Genomic DNA, 14,222 nt, shown 5'->3' with positions numbered 1-14,222 from the left:
TGCCTCAGTAGCGAGCATCCGACCGCATGTCGATTAAAGCCGCGATCTATCACCTGACGCACTACAAGTACGATCGTCCGGTAGTCCTCCAACCCCAGATCATCCGGCTCCAGCCAGCGCCGCAGAGCAAGACCAAGGTGCTGAGCCACTCGCTGCGGGTCTCGCCATCGAACCATTTCGTCAACGTCCAACAGGACCCCTACGGCAACTACCTCAGCCGCCACGTCTTCCCCGAGCCGGTGATGGAACTGAAGATCGAGGTCGACCTCGTCGCCGATATGACCGTCTACAACCCGTTCGATTTCTTCGTCGAAGAGCGGGCCGAGACCTGGCCGTTCGAGTATCCCGAGGAACTGCGCGACGATCTCTCGATCTACATGAAGCCGCAGCCGGCTGGCCCGCTGCTGATGGAGTTCCTGCGCCAGGTCGACCGCACCCCGATGAACACGGTGAACTTCATCACCGCGCTCAATGCCCGGGTGCAGCGCGAGATCGGCTATATCGTTCGCCTCGAAACCGGCGTGCTGGAACCCGACGAGACGCTGACCCGCGCCCAGGGTTCGTGCCGCGATTCAAGCTGGCTGCTGGTGCAGGCGCTGCGCCACCTCGGCTTCGCCGCCCGGTTCGTCTCCGGATACCTGATCCAGCTGAAGCCGGACCTCGTCTCGCTCGACGGTCCCGCCGGCACCGACCACGACTTCACCGATCTCCACGCCTGGTGCGAGGTCTACCTCCCGGGCGCTGGCTGGGTCGGGCTCGACCCCACCTCCGGCCTGCTCGCTGGCGAAAGCCATGTGCCGCTCGCCGCCACCCCGCACTATCGCAACGCCGCGCCGATCTCGGGCTTCACCAGCTTCGCCAATGTCGAGTTCGCCTTCGACATGAAGGTGAGCCGCGTCGCCGAGCACCCGCGCATCACTATGCCGTTCTCCGACGAGAGCTGGAACCGGCTCAACGTGCTCGGCAAGAAGGTCGACGAGGAGTTGGTCGCCAACGACGTCCGCCTCACTATGGGTGGTGAGCCGACTTTCGTCTCCATCGACGATTTCGAGGCCGGCGAGTGGAACGCCGATGCGGTCGGGCCGACCAAGCGCGCCAAGGCCGATGCGCTGATCCGGCGCCTCCGCGAACGCTTCGCACCCGGCGGCCTACTACACTACGGCCAGGGCAAGTGGTATCCCGGCGAAACGCTGCCGCGCTGGACCTTCTCGCTCTACTGGCGCCGCGACAACAAACCGGTGTGGCGCGACGACAAGCTGTTCGCCCACGAAGGCGTGCCGACGGCGGCGAAGCCCGGCGACGACCAACGCCTCCTCACCGAGATCGCCAACAATCTCGGCGTCGGCACCGAAACCATCGACGCCGCCTATGAGGATCCCGGCGACTGGCTGGTGAAGGAAGCCCGCCTGCCGCCCAATGTCGATCCGGCCAATTCCGAGCTCGCCGACCCCGAAGCCCGGGCCCGCATGGCGCGGGTATTCGACAACGGCCTCAACAACCCGACCGGCTACGTGCTCCCGGTGCAGCGCTGGAACGCCCTGCCCGACCGCACCAACCGCTGGATCACCGAGAAATGGCGCACGCGCCGCGGCAAGCTGTTCCTCGCCGCCGGTGACTCGCCGGTCGGCTACCGCCTGCCGCTGAGTTCGCTGAAGCACGTTGAACCGACCGCCTACCCGCACGTCGTCCCGCGCGACCCGCTGATCGCTGTGCTCGACCTGCCCGAAGTCGAGGAACTGCTGCAGCAGCCGGTCGAGGTGCGCGTCGGCCACCACGCCCAACCATCGACCTTCACCGCCGATCCGACCATCAACCAGGACGTCACCGAGCAGGTGCTCGACGAGATCGATTCCGTCGTCCGCACCGCGGTGACGGTCGAGCTGCGCGAGGGCCGCCTCTGCGTTTTCCTGCCCCCGGTGTCGACGGTGGAGGACTACCTCGAACTGATCGCCGCATCCGAGGAGGCGGCCAAGACACTCGGCCTTCCCATCCATGTCGAGGGCTATGCCCCGCCCTACGATCCACGGCTCAACGTCATCCGCGTGGCGCCCGATCCGGGCGTTATCGAAGTGAACATCCACCCGGCCTCGAGCTGGGAAGAGTGCGTCGCCACCACCACTGCGGTCTATGAGGAAGCGCGGCAGGCCCGGCTCGGCGCCGACAAGTTCATGATCGACGGCAAGCATACCGGTACCGGTGGCGGCAACCACGTGGTGGTCGGCGGCTCGACCCCGGGGGACTCGCCGTTCCTGCGCCGGCCCGACCTGCTGAAGAGCCTGATCCTCCATTGGCAGCAGCATCCGTCGCTGAGCTACCTGTTCTCTGGCCTGTTCATCGGGCCCACCTCGCAGGCGCCGCGCTTCGATGAGGCCCGCCACGACAGCCTCTACGAACTCGAAATCGCGATGAAGCAGGTGCCGCTGCCGGGCGAAGGTATCCCGCCGCGGCCGTGGCTGGTCGACCGGCTGTTCCGCAACCTGCTGGTCGACGTCACCGGCAACACCCACCGCTCCGAAATCTGCATCGACAAGCTCTACTCGCCCGACGGCCCGACTGGCCGGCTTGGGCTGGTGGAGTTCCGTGGCTTCGAAATGCCGCCCAATGCGCGGATGAACCTCGCGCAGCAACTGCTGGTCCGCGCCCTGATTGCGCGGTTCTGGAAGGCGCCCAAAGAGGGCAAGTTCACCCGCTGGGGCACCACCCTGCATGATCGCTTCATGCTGCCGCAGTTCGTCTGGGCCGATTTCCTCGACGTACTGCGTGATCTCAAGGACAACGGCTTTGACCTCGACCCCGAGTGGTTCGCGGCGCAGCTCGAGTTCCGCTTCCCGTTCTGCGGCGAGGTGGAGATCGAGGGCATGAAGCTGACCCTCAACCAGGCGCTCGAGCCCTGGCATGTGATGGGCGAGCAAGGGGCCATCGGCGGCACCGTGCGCTTCGTTGATTCATCGGTTGAACGACTTCAAGTGAAACTTGAGGGTCTCAACCCCGGCCGTTATCAGGTCACCGCCAACGGCCGCGCCGTGCCGCTGACCGGCACCGGTGAGGTGGGCGTCGCGGTGGCTGGAGTCCGCTTCAAGGCCTGGCAGCCGGCGTCGGGCATGCACCCCAACCTGCCGGTCAACTCGCCGCTGCATTTCGACATCTATGACACCTGGTCGGGCCGCTCGATTGGCGGCTGCACCTACCACACCGCTCACCCTGCGGGCCGCAACTACGAGACCTTCCCGGTCAACGGCAACGAGGCAGAAGCCCGCCGCCTGTCCCGCTTCGAACCGCGCGGCCACACCCCGGGAGCCTTCGTGCCGCCCACCGAGGAGCGCTCGGCGGAGTTCCCGCTGACGCTGGATCTGCGGGTGCCGGCCTAGCTCGGCCCCGTTCCCGTATGACGAAATGACACCCGGATTTTGACCATCCAGTTCAATTCCCACTTGCCATTCCATCCGCTTCCGCTAGCGCTATCTCCTCATGGATAAGCGGAATCAACGGCAGGTGAGAAAGCGCGGGGCACCAAGCCTTATCGCCGACTACAAGCTGTTGCCGGGCGTTCCGGACGAGATGATCGATCCCGGTGGCAGCATCCGCCCCGGCTGGACCACACTGATTTCCGCTCTCGACGAGCTTGGGCACGACGAGCTTGCCGGCCGCTTCGAGCGCGCCGACCAGTATCTGCGCGACGCCGGCGTCTACTATCGCAAGTACGACGGCGCCGAGGGCAAGGAGCGTGCCTGGCCGCTGGCCCATGTCCCGCTGATCCTTGATGAGAGCGAGTGGCTCACCATCACGCGCGGGCTGACCCAGCGCGCCGAACTGCTCGAAACCATCGTGGCCGACATCTACGGCAACAACGAGCTGGTACAGCGCGGGCTGCTGCCGCCCGAGCTGATCGCCCGCAACGACGAGTTCCTGCGGCCGATGGTCGGTATCAAGCCGGCGAGCGGGCACTTCCTCCATTTCTGCGCCTTCGAACTCGGCCGCGGTCCGGATGGCGGCTGGTGGGTTCTGGGTGATCGCACCCAGGCACCGTCGGGCGCCGGTTTCGCCGTCGAGAACCGGGTGGCGACGACGCGTGCCCTGTCCGACATCTATGGCAAGATGCATGTGCATCGGCTGGCCGGTTTCTTCCGCGGCTTTCGCGATGCGCTGAACGGCCTGGCGCGCTCCGGTGATGGTCGCGTCGGCATCCTGACGCCGGGCCAGCACAACGAGACCTATTTCGAGCACGCCTATATCGCGCGCTATCTCGGCTTCACCCTGCTCGAGGGCGAGGACCTGGTGGTGGACAATGGCCAGGTGATGGTGCGCACCGTCTCCGGCCTCAAGCCAATCAGCGTCTTGTGGCGCCGCATGGATGCCAGCTTCGCCGACCCGCTGGAGCTGCGCTACGACAGCCGCATCGGCACGCCCGGCCTCGCCGAGGCGTTGCGACAGGGCAGCATCTCGATGGTCAATGCGCTGGGGACCGGCATCCTCGAGACTCGCGCCTTCTCGGCGTTCATGCCCAATCTCTGCCGCGCGCTAACCGACCGCGACCTGGAGCTGCCATCGATCGCCACATGGTGGTGCGGCGGCGCGGCCGAACGGCAGCACGTCATCGATCACTTCGACACCATGATGGTCGGCTCGGCCTTCGCCACCGGCCTCGCTATCGAGGATCCGCGCGGCACCATCGTCGGCGGCATGCTGCCAGCGGCTGAGCGGCAGGCCATGCTGGCCCGGCTCGAAGCCGAGGGTGGCGCCTTTGTCGGCCAGGAGCAGGTGCAGCTCTCCACCGCCCCGGTCTATGTCGGCGGCAAGCTTGAGCCGCGGCCGATGACGCTGCGCGTCTACGCCGCCCGCACCCGCGACGGCTGGACTGTTATGCCGGGGGGCTTCGCCCGCGTCGGCTCGACTCAGGATTCGACGGCCATCGCCATGCAGCGCGGCGGCCAGGCGGCGGACGTGTGGGTGGTCAGCCCCAAGCCGGTGGAGCGCGTCACGCTGCTCCCCACCGAAGGCGAAAAGCTGGTGCGCATGTCGGCCGGAAGCCTGCCGAGCCGCGCTGCCGACAACCTGATCTGGCTGGGCCGCTACGCCGAGCGCTGCGAAGCCATGGTCCGGATCCTCCGCGCTTACAACGCGCGGCTCGCCGAAGTCTCGAACCCCGACCAGGCTATCCTCAAGGACACCCGCGCCTATCTCGACGGCATCGGCGTCGATGCCTCGGTGCCGCTGCCGCCCGGCCTGCTCGCCGCCATCGATAGCGCTGTGCATAGCGCGAGCCAGATCCGCGACCGCTTCTCGCCCGACGGCTGGCTGGCGCTGACGGATCTGCGGAAGACCGCCCGCAGCTTCGCCCAGCGCGTGCAGTCGGGCGACGACGCGACCCGCGCGATGACCGTGCTGCTGCGCAAGCTCGCCGGCTTCTCCGGCCTCGTGCACGAGAACATGTATCGCTTCGCCGGCTGGCGCTTCCTCGAGATCGGCCGCCGGCTCGAGCGCGGCATCCAGATCGCCGGCAGCGTCGCCTGGTGCACCCGCAAGGGCGCGCCCGAAGGGGCGCTCGACCTGCTGCTCGAAGTTGGCGACAGCGTGATGACCCACCGCCGCCGCTATGCAGTGAGCGCCGGGGTCAACTCCTATGTCGACCTCTTGGTGCTCGATCCGCTGAACCCGCGCTCTGTGCGCTTCCAGATCGCTGAACTGCATCAGCAGCTCGAGCAACTGCCCGGCGGCCTTGAGGATGGGCACCTGTCCACCGCTGCCAAAGCGGCGCTGTCGCTCGATACCGAGCTGCGCGTCACCGAGCCTGAGGACATGTCGACGGCAAAACTCAACCGGCTGGGCATCGAGATCGGCAACCTCGCCGGGCTCATTGCCGACGCCTACTTCGTCTGAGGAGGCGGGCCGTGCTCTACGACGTTCGGCTCGAACTGCACTACGACTACAAGGCCTCCGTGCATGGCGACCGGCACCTGGTGCGTGTCGCGCCGATCTCTATCCCGAACGTCCAGCGCGTCATTGCCTCGTCACTGTCGTTCGAGCCGCGGCCCGAGCAGGAGACGACCTTCGCCGACTATTTCGGCAACCTCGTCACCACCATCGCCTATTCGGGGCGCCACGATCACCTCGACGTGCGGCTGACCGCCCGCGTGCAGGTCGAGGACCTGCATAGCCCGGTCGACCTCTCCCCTACCCTCGATGGGTTGAAGGAGGAACTCGCCACGCTCTGGTCGCTGGCGCCGGATTCGCCGCAGCACTTCCTCAGCGCCTCGCCGCGCATCCCGCTCGATGCCGCAATAACGGACTACGCACGAACTTCCGTGGGCGAGAGCCAGTCCATCTACGCGGCAGCAATGGACCTTTGCATGAAGATCCACCGCGATTTCCGCTACGACAAGCACGCCACCAAGGTCGATACCGGCCCCGCCGAGGCCTTCGCGCTGAAGCGCGGCGTCTGCCAGGACTTCGCCCACGTGATGATCGCCGGCCTCCGCGGCCTCGGCATCCCCGCCGGCTATGTCTCTGGATTCCTTCGTACAATCCCGCCAAAGGGTAAGCCGCGGCTCGAGGGCGCCGACGCCATGCACGCCTGGGTCCGCGTCTGGTGCGGCCAGCACGCTGGCTGGCTCGAGTTCGACCCCACCAACGCCATGCTCGCCGGCCCCGACCACATCACCATCGGCCACGGCCGCGACTATTCCGACGTTTCCCCGATCGTCGGCGTCCTGCGCACCAGCGGCGGCCACACGGCCAAGCAATCGGTCGACGTCGTCCGCGTCGAATAGCCGTCGCCTACTTTTCAGCATCCCCCTGCAACCAATTGTGGCGGTACCCGTTGTTGGGTCAGACGCACCATTGAGGCTGCGTGTCTGCCGGTCCTCCACCGGTAGTGAGAAGGAACGAGAGCGATGACCAGACTTGAGATCGCCAACCTCGAACACGCCGCCCACTCCGCTACCGCCTGGATGCCCGAAGGATACGATGGTCGGGTGCACTACAGCGCGGTGCTGGCTGCAATAGTCCCAGCGGTCGGCATCCTCGCGGTGGCCGCGACTTTGCTGCTCTCTATTCTTTAGGAGCGTCCCATGACTTTAAGCACGATCATCATCGTCCTGCTGGTCTTGCTTCTCATCGGCGCCATACCGGCCTGGCCCTACTCCCGCTCCTGGGGAGCTTACCCCTCCGGTATTCTTGGCGTCGTGCTCGTCATTGTCATCATCCTTGTGTTGATGCGCGTATTCTGACGGGCCCTCTGCGAGCCAAGGTCGCCCCCCTTACGGCTCGCCATAGCACCCCGGTTCGCCCCCGAACCGGGGTGCGCTCTTTTTGCGCACGCAAGTAGTCGTGCCCGCCCGCACCGGAACCCGTTGAACTGCTTGTGCGTTGAACAGTAACCACAGAGGAGCGACCACCATGGCATCCACTACCGATATGGCACCTAACCGCACCGCCGCCAAAGCCCCGGCCCGCCGAGCTGCGAACGGCCCGCGTCGCGCTGCAGCGCGCCAGAGCCGCGAGGACGAGCTATCCGCTCAGGTGCACCAGTTACAGACCGACCTGAAGTCGATCGCTGCGACTCTGGCAAATCTCGCCGAGGACAAGGTCAGCGACGCCCAGCGGCTGGCCAAGCGCGAGGTAAAGAACCTTGCCAAGAATGGCCAGCACGCCGTGGAAGACATCCAGGACGAGTTCGGCCAGCTGGAAAAGCAGATCAAGGACACCATCCGCGAGAAGCCGCTGACTGCCGTCGCCGGCGCCATCGCGCTCGGCTTCGTACTCGCCGTCGTTTCGAGGTAGCTCCATGCACCTCTTGGCGCTGGCGGCTTCGGTCCTCGGGATCGAGGTCGACGAGTTGCTCGAACACTTCAAGAACAACGCCATGGCCTGGTCGGCCGTGGCGCTTTTCGCGTTGATCGGGCTCGCGTTCCTGCTGGTCGCGCTCCACGCCTGGTTCGCCTTGATGTGGGGGCCCATCGTGGCTCCGCTGGTCATCGGCGCCGGTGCGATCGTCGTGGCGCTGGGAATCTATGCGGCTATCGCCATAACCGACAGTATCGCCAAGCGCCGTGCGGCGCAGCGGCGTAACGCGGCCGAAAAGACCGCGCTCGTCACCACGGCGGCCCTGACGGCGCTGCCTTTGGTGCTGAAGTCCGACATCATGAAGAAGGTCGGCATTCCGATCGGCGGGGCACTGGCCGCAGCCTATCTGCTGGCTAAGCCAGGTGGCGGCTCGCATGGCGAGCGGCACGGCAACGGCCACGATCCGGACTGATCACTTCGCCACATTTCAGGGAACCTCGCTCGGCTCCCCACGTTATCTGCATCACCTGCAGTTGCGGTTGAGTTGTGCAGGTCAAGGAAGAATTCCAGGAGTGTGAGCTATGACCCACATCAAGCGGAAGATCGTGACCATTCTGACCGACGACCACATCGCGGATGCTGAGAAGATCACCATCCTGCGTCAGCTCGAGGCGGACTCGCTCTCCAAGGAGCGCAGCGCCACCGAGGGTATGACCCCGGTCGACGGCGACGACGGCGAAGACCTTAAGGCCATCGAAAACGCCCTGCGAAAGCTGGGCCAGCAACCGGTGGAAGGCGGCGCCGCCAGCCTCTGACGGAAACGCAGACTGAGTAGGAGCGCCCCGCCCCGACACCCACGGCGGGGCGTCGCTTTGTCAGGCCGCCTCGATGGCGGGATTGGCGGCCTCGGCCGGTTTGTCGGTGGCCGGCCGCACGACACGCAGGCCCTGGGCGTGGATCCTGAGGTCCGTCAAACGTTCAAGCGGGATCAACTCGCCATCGATGACCGCCAGGGCCGAAGCCTTGCGCCTGGGGAAATAGAGGCTCACCTGGGTCACCTCGCGCTCCGATACCAGCGGATGCGCCTTCCAGTTGCCGAAGGCGAGCGACAGGGCGAGCCGCGCCAGCTCAGCCGGCGGCATCGGCTTGACGACATAGATTCCGAGGACGCCCCGATCGACGACCTCGGCGTAGGGTACGTGCCCCTCGCCCAGGACGTTGTTGGAAACGGCAATGGCCGTCGCCTTGCGCCGCTCGGTGCCCTGCCGGGTGCTGATCTCCGCGTCGAACACCAGCGGTCGCGACAGCGCCAGCCCGACTGCCCTGAGGCTCGCCAGGATCTTGCCCCAGCGGCTGTGATAGGTGAGTTCGTTGCGGATCCGAACCAGCCGCGAGTGTAGCCCCACCGAGAACTGGTGGACGAACGGACGGCCATTGGCAGTCGCAATGTCGACAGCGGCCACCTCGCCCCGCGCAATGGCCTCCAGCGCCGCCTCGAGCTGCAACGGCACGCCCAGCGACCGGGCGAACAAGTTCATCGTACCGGCGGGAAGCACTGCGAGCGCCATCTTGTGAGCAAAGCAGATCCCGGCCGCTGCCGAGATCGTTCCGTCCCCGCCGCCGGCCAGCACGACGTCGGATGCCGGGTCTCCGGCAGCCCGCTCCAGCTCGGCAAGTAGTTCGTTGCCATCGACCACCCGACATTCGAGCACGTGGCCCTGTTCGGTGAAGATCTTCTCGGCCATGGCAACGAACGCCGACATGTCCATGGTGCGGAACGTGCCGCCGTCCTTGTTGAAGACGCCGATGAAGTGCATGCCCGCCTCCGTTGCCCGCCTCGCCTCGACGAGACCGCTTTGTTCCTTAGGCCGCCGGCGAAACATCCAGTCGCGGCAATTGCACAGTCACGGAAGTACCACCGCCGGCCCGTGTGCGATACTCCGGCTCGGCCCCGCCGAACTGCCGCGCCAGCTGCTTGACGATCAGCGCGCCGAGTCCGTCTTCGCCGTCAGTGGTGGCCATGCCCTTGCCGCTGTCCTCGACCGTGAGCTGGGTCACGCCTCCGTCCGGTCGATCGAAGCGCACCCAGATCGTGCCGACCTGGCCCTCATCGAAGGCGTGCTTGACCGCGTTAGTCACCAACTCGCTGAGCACGATCCCCAGGCTCGTTGCATCGCGCGCCGGGATGACCATTGCCTGAAGCTGCTTCTCGAACCTCACCGGCTTGCTTGGTGGCACGGTCGTCGCGAGATCGTCTATGACATCTGACAGGAACTCGGCCGCATCGGTGGTTTCGAGGTCAGCGCCCAGCCGCAGCCGGCGGTGACCGGAGGCGATCGCCTGCACACGCAGCTGTGCCGCCTCGAGGGCGTTGCGCACTTCGTCGGAGGACGTGCGCGCCAACTGCAGGCCGAGCAGCGATGATACGGTCGCCAGCGAGTTGCCGATGCGGTGGTTGGTGTCTTGCAACAGCGTTTCGAGCCGGGCCTGCTCGCGCTCGGCACGGCCTCGCGCCTCCTCGACCTCCGCAGTTCGTATCCGCACATGTTCCTCCAGCTCGACGTTCTGGCTGCGGAGGAGGTTCTGCTCCTCCGATAGCCTCGCGACCTTTCTCTGGGTCCTGGAGAGCAGAGCGTAGGCAAGGATGGCGGCGGCACCCAAGGCAGCGAGAATAGTGAACACCAGCAGCTGCCGGTACATCTCCATCAGACCGTTGCGCTCGACGAGTTTCCCGTCTTCATCGCCGATCACCAGGCGGAGGGATGTGCTGATCCGCTCCATCAGTTCGAGTCCGGTGTCGGAACGCAGCAGGGCCAGTGCCTCGGCACTCTGCCCGGCCGACATCAGTTCGATAGTGAGCGCCATCTCGGCGCGCTTGGCGTCGAGATCGGGCACCAGGCCCTCGATCCGGGCGCGCTGCGTGGGGTTGTCGCTGAGCAGCGCCAGGAGGTGCTGGTAGGTCTGGCTCAGATTGCCGACGGCGGCGTTGTAGGGATCGAGATAGGTCTCGTCGCGGGTGATCAGGTAGCCGCGCTGCCCGGTCTCGGCATTGACGATCGCCAGCATCAACTCGCGCGCCTGGACCCGGATCTCGTAGGTCTTGGCGATATCGGCGAGCTGGCTGTCGACGGTGCGGACCAGATAGAGCGAAGCCGCCACCGCGACGAGCACCAGCGTCATCGAGGCAATGATGGCGATGCGCCGCACCCCTCGCCGCGGCGCAGCGTAATCGATCGACTGCGTGCTGACATCAAGCATCAAGGCGCCGTTCCTCGGCCGGGATGGTGCTGGACGACCCGGCTTTGCTTGCGGGATCAAACGATCGAAAGAACTGGAGGATGCTTAGGCCGACCGGGTGGCAAGAATGCGGCTCGTTCATATCAGGGGCCGTTTCCCCTCGGCGAGCCCATCCCAGCCGGCGAGCCCGGCCAGCGCCTCCGGATCGAGCACTTCACACGCGCGATCGTGCCAGCGAATAAGCTTCCGCTCGGCGAGTTTGCGCAACGTCTTGTTGGTATGAACGATCGACAACCCCAGCGTATCGGCGACGTGCTGCTGGGTAATCGGGATCATGTGCTTGGAGGCCCGGGACTGCCCGACCTGTTCGGAGCGCTGATGCAGGAAGGCAATCAGGTAAGCAGCCCGCTCCATGGCGCTGCGGCGCCCCAGGCTCAGCAGGTTCTCGTCGAGCATGCGCTCCTCGCGCGACGCCAGCCAGGTGACATCGAAGGCAAGGCCGGGATGGTTCTCGAAAAGCGTCGGGAGGTTGTCGCGCTGGAACACGCACAGCACCACTGCAGACAGCGACTCCACCGAGTGTTCCATCTCACCGATCACCGACCCCTGCAGGCCGACCAGGTCGCCTGGCAGCAGGTAGTTGAGGATCTGCCGGCGGCCATCCTCGAGCGTCTTGAAGCGGAATGCCCAGCCCGAAAGCAGGGTGAACAGCTGGGCGCTATGCGCTCCTTCGGCGAGGATCGTCGAGCCGGGCTCGCTCACGAGTTCGCCGCGCTTGAAGGCGCTGACGAACTTGAGCTCCTCCGGCGTGAAATTCCGAAAGTGCTCGTTGTCGCGAAGCGGGCAGGCCTCGCATGGGATGCGTCGAGCGGTTGCGGCGTTGGCCAGGGTCATGCTCACAGTTCGGGCTCTGCGCAGCATGTCGGATGGGCCGGCGAACGCAACTGGTAACTGTGCCGGGCGCACCCACCAGGCATGTCATTGTTAAATGACCGATCTTGCCGAACCACCGATGCTGCGGGCCATTTCCATCGCGTCATGGTCACAACCCAATGCACGGACTGCGTGTCCTCGTCGTCGAGGAAGAATATCTCGTTGCTGCCGACATAGAGGAGACGCTGCGAACTGCAGGTGCCGAGGTAACGATCAAGCGGGACGCCGAGGAAGCGCGAGCCCTCGATCTCTCCGTCTTCGATTTCGCGGTGATCGAAGCGAAGTTCGGCAGCCCCGCCGCACTGGCACTCAGCAACGCGCTTCGAACCGCCGGAATCGGGGTCGTCGTGACCTCTGCCGACCGCGCGGTACAGTCGCTCTTCACCGGTGCAATCCCCCTGCAGAAGCCTTTCGACTCCACTGCCCTGCTGGCGGCCTGCGACGCCGCCGCGACCCTTCGTTTCCCCAGCTCGCTTACGTGAAACGGGGCGTCGTGGTGACCTGCGCCGACACCGCATCCGGCCCGTAGTCGGACTCGCCGGTGATCTTCAGCAGTTCCTGCAGCTTGGTACGCGCGCGGCTGACGCGGCTCTTCATCGTGCCGACCGCGCATTTGCAGATCTCGGCCGCTTCCTCGTAGGAAAAGCCCGACGCGCCGATCAGGATGATCGCTTCGCGCTGGTCGTCCGGCAGCTTGTCGAGCGCCTTCCGGAAATCGCCTAGGTCCAATATGCCGTACTGCGCCGGGTGCACCGCCAAGCGCTCGGTGAACGCGCCGTCGCTATCCTGCACCTCACGGCCGCGCTTGCGCATCTGGCTGTAGAATTCGTTGCGAAGGATCGTGAACAGCCACGCCTTCATGTTGGTGCCCATCTCGAAGCTGTCCTGCTTCGCCCAGGCCTTCATCACTGTATCCTGAACGAGGTCGTCGGCCTTGTCGTGGCGGCCGGAGAGCGACACTGCGAAAGCCCGGAGACTCGGCAGGGTCGAGAGCAGCTCACGCTTGAAGCTCGGTTTCTCGGCTTCCATGAACTACTCACCCTTCGAGGGCTTGGTCTGCTTCTCGACGGCATCGAGCTGTTCCAGCAGGTCGATGAGCTTGGAAGGGATCTGCTCGCCCTGTACTGCGCCGTAAAGCGCGCGCAGCTTATTGCCGATGTCCGAGTTTGGCCCCAGCCCATCGTCGCGGCGGCGCGGCCGCATCATACCCAAATCATTCATTGTTGTTTTGTCTCGCATAAACCCTTAGCCCCACAGCAGGATCTGACGCCCCATACTCCAGCTGCGGCTAACTAAATGCGCCGCAGCAAAAAAAGTTCCACGCGAACGGGAACCAAGTTTTCAGCATACCGTTCTCGATCATGGTAAGCTCTAATAGCGTCACGGGAGTAGCATATCGATGTCCCTATCTACGCGGATCGCACCGCATCTTCCTTATTTGCGCAGGTTTTCGCGCGCCGTCACCGGCTCGCAGACTTCGGGCGACGCCTATGTAGCGGCAACGCTCGAGGCTTTGATTGCCGATCTGACGATCTTCCCCCAAGCGAGCAGTGATCGCATCGCGCTCTACCGGCTGTATTCGGCCCTGTTCTCCAGCTCGGCCATCCGCGTACCGGAACCGAGTTCGACCTTCCCCTGGGAATCACGCGCGGCGGCCAATCTCGCCAATCTCGCCCCACGACCGCGCCAGGCGTTCCTGCTCGTCGCAGTGGAAGGCTTCACCCACGCCGAAGCCGCGGAAATCCTCGACGTTTCCACCGACGAGTTCGCTGACCTGCTCTCGCAGGCCTCCGCCGACATCTCGCGCCAGGTGGCGACCGATATCCTCATTATCGAGGACGAGCCACTGATTGCGATGGATATCGAGCAGATGGTGGAGGGCCTCGGCCACCGCGTCGTCGGTATTGCCCGCACCCACAAGGAAGCGGTGGCGCTGTACCATAAGACCAAGCCGCGGATGATCCTCGCCGACATCCAGCTCGCCGACGGATCCTCGGGCATCGATGCGGTCAACGACATCCTCCACGCCCATCCGATCCCGGTGATCTTCATCACGGCGTTCCCCGAGCGCCTGCTGACCGGCGAGCGGCCGGAGCCGACATTCCTCGTCACCAAGCCGTTCAACCCCGACATGGTGCGGGCGCTGATCAGCCAGGCGCTGTTCTTCGACGAAGGCTCGCGGGCTGCGGCCTGACGAAATCCGGACGCCCCTCCGGAGATAAGCCGGGCTCCTGCCCGGCTTCTTTTTTTGCCCGGAACCCACGACGCCG

At 65.3% G+C, this 14,222-nt stretch carries 15 protein-coding genes; 10 read left to right on the top strand and 5 right to left on the bottom strand.

What is annotated here, in order from left to right:
* Positions 1-26 precede the first annotated feature (26 nt).
* The 8 genes from AC1DV8_RS03635 (at position 27) to AC1DV8_RS03600 (ending at position 8,597) form a co-directional block, all read left to right on the top strand.
* Positions 27-3,368 carry a transglutaminase family protein gene (locus AC1DV8_RS03635; protein WP_477148692.1) on the top strand — a complete coding sequence of 1,114 codons (3,342 nt, stop codon included), beginning with the start codon at positions 27-29 and terminating at the stop codon, positions 3,366-3,368.
* Positions 3,369-3,468: 100 nt separating this feature from the next.
* A complete protein-coding gene (locus AC1DV8_RS03630; RefSeq protein ID WP_477148691.1) occupies positions 3,469-5,877 on the top strand; it encodes a circularly permuted type 2 ATP-grasp protein in 2,409 nt (802 codons plus the stop codon).
* A gap of 11 nt (positions 5,878-5,888) precedes the next feature.
* Positions 5,889-6,767, top strand: a complete 879-nt coding sequence (locus AC1DV8_RS03625; RefSeq protein WP_477148690.1) for a transglutaminase family protein — start codon at positions 5,889-5,891, stop codon at positions 6,765-6,767.
* 123 nt (positions 6,768-6,890) lie between these two features.
* On the top strand, positions 6,891-7,058 hold the full coding sequence (locus AC1DV8_RS03620) for a hypothetical protein (RefSeq protein WP_477156518.1): 168 nt from the start codon (positions 6,891-6,893) through the stop codon (positions 7,056-7,058).
* Between the two features lie 9 nt (positions 7,059-7,067).
* Positions 7,068-7,226: a DUF3309 family protein gene (locus AC1DV8_RS03615; RefSeq protein ID WP_477156517.1), complete on the top strand. Its 159-nt coding sequence runs from the start codon at positions 7,068-7,070 to the stop codon at positions 7,224-7,226.
* A 169-nt stretch (positions 7,227-7,395) separates the two neighbouring features.
* On the top strand, positions 7,396-7,779 hold the full coding sequence (locus AC1DV8_RS03610) for an ElaB/YgaM/YqjD family protein (protein ID WP_477148688.1): 384 nt from the start codon (positions 7,396-7,398) through the stop codon (positions 7,777-7,779).
* Positions 7,780-7,783: 4 nt separating this feature from the next.
* Positions 7,784-8,254 (top strand): hypothetical protein, encoded by a 471-nt coding sequence (locus AC1DV8_RS03605; protein WP_477148687.1) that lies wholly within the window; start codon positions 7,784-7,786, stop codon positions 8,252-8,254.
* Between the two features lie 109 nt (positions 8,255-8,363).
* Complete coding sequence (locus tag AC1DV8_RS03600) at positions 8,364-8,597, top strand: hypothetical protein (RefSeq protein ID WP_477148686.1); 234 nt, start codon at positions 8,364-8,366, stop codon at positions 8,595-8,597.
* A gap of 60 nt (positions 8,598-8,657) precedes the next feature.
* Here the strand turns inward: AC1DV8_RS03600 and AC1DV8_RS03595 are convergent, their stop codons facing one another.
* The 3 genes from AC1DV8_RS03595 to AC1DV8_RS03585 all read right to left on the bottom strand — a co-directional run bounded on the left by AC1DV8_RS03595 (position 8,658) and on the right by AC1DV8_RS03585 (position 11,913).
* On the bottom strand, positions 8,658-9,599 hold the full coding sequence (locus AC1DV8_RS03595; RefSeq protein ID WP_477156516.1) for a diacylglycerol/lipid kinase family protein: 942 nt from the start codon (positions 9,597-9,599) through the stop codon (positions 8,658-8,660).
* Positions 9,600-9,645: 46 nt separating this feature from the next.
* Entirely contained in the window at positions 9,646-11,040 is a 1,395-nt protein-coding gene (locus tag AC1DV8_RS03590) for a sensor histidine kinase (RefSeq protein ID WP_477156515.1), read from the bottom strand.
* A gap of 117 nt (positions 11,041-11,157) precedes the next feature.
* Complete coding sequence (locus AC1DV8_RS03585) at positions 11,158-11,913, bottom strand: Crp/Fnr family transcriptional regulator (protein WP_477156753.1); 756 nt, start codon at positions 11,911-11,913, stop codon at positions 11,158-11,160.
* A 158-nt stretch (positions 11,914-12,071) separates the two neighbouring features.
* Here AC1DV8_RS03585 and AC1DV8_RS03580 point away from each other — a divergent pair, with 158 nt between their 5' ends.
* A complete protein-coding gene (locus AC1DV8_RS03580) occupies positions 12,072-12,434 on the top strand; it encodes a hypothetical protein (RefSeq protein WP_477156514.1) in 363 nt (120 codons plus the stop codon).
* Here AC1DV8_RS03580 and AC1DV8_RS03575 read toward each other — a convergent pair.
* Together AC1DV8_RS03575 and AC1DV8_RS03570 are read right to left on the bottom strand one after the other, a co-directional pair.
* Complete coding sequence (locus tag AC1DV8_RS03575) at positions 12,427-12,981, bottom strand: RNA polymerase sigma factor (protein WP_477148682.1); 555 nt, start codon at positions 12,979-12,981, stop codon at positions 12,427-12,429. The two genes, AC1DV8_RS03580 and AC1DV8_RS03575, sit on opposite strands and share 8 nt — an antisense overlap.
* Positions 12,982-12,984: 3 nt before the next feature.
* Entirely contained in the window at positions 12,985-13,158 is a 174-nt protein-coding gene (locus AC1DV8_RS03570) for a NepR family anti-sigma factor (protein ID WP_477148681.1), read from the bottom strand.
* 193 nt (positions 13,159-13,351) lie between these two features.
* On the opposite strand from AC1DV8_RS03570, the gene AC1DV8_RS03565 reads away from it, so the two are divergent.
* A complete protein-coding gene (locus AC1DV8_RS03565; protein ID WP_477156513.1) occupies positions 13,352-14,146 on the top strand; it encodes a response regulator in 795 nt (264 codons plus the stop codon).
* Positions 14,147-14,222: the final 76 nt, after the last annotated feature.

The organism is Devosia sp. P3_B2 (assembly GCF_056402875.1).
The sequence above is the reverse complement of the archived record's forward strand: the minus strand, read 5'-3'. Positions and strand labels throughout refer to the sequence as shown.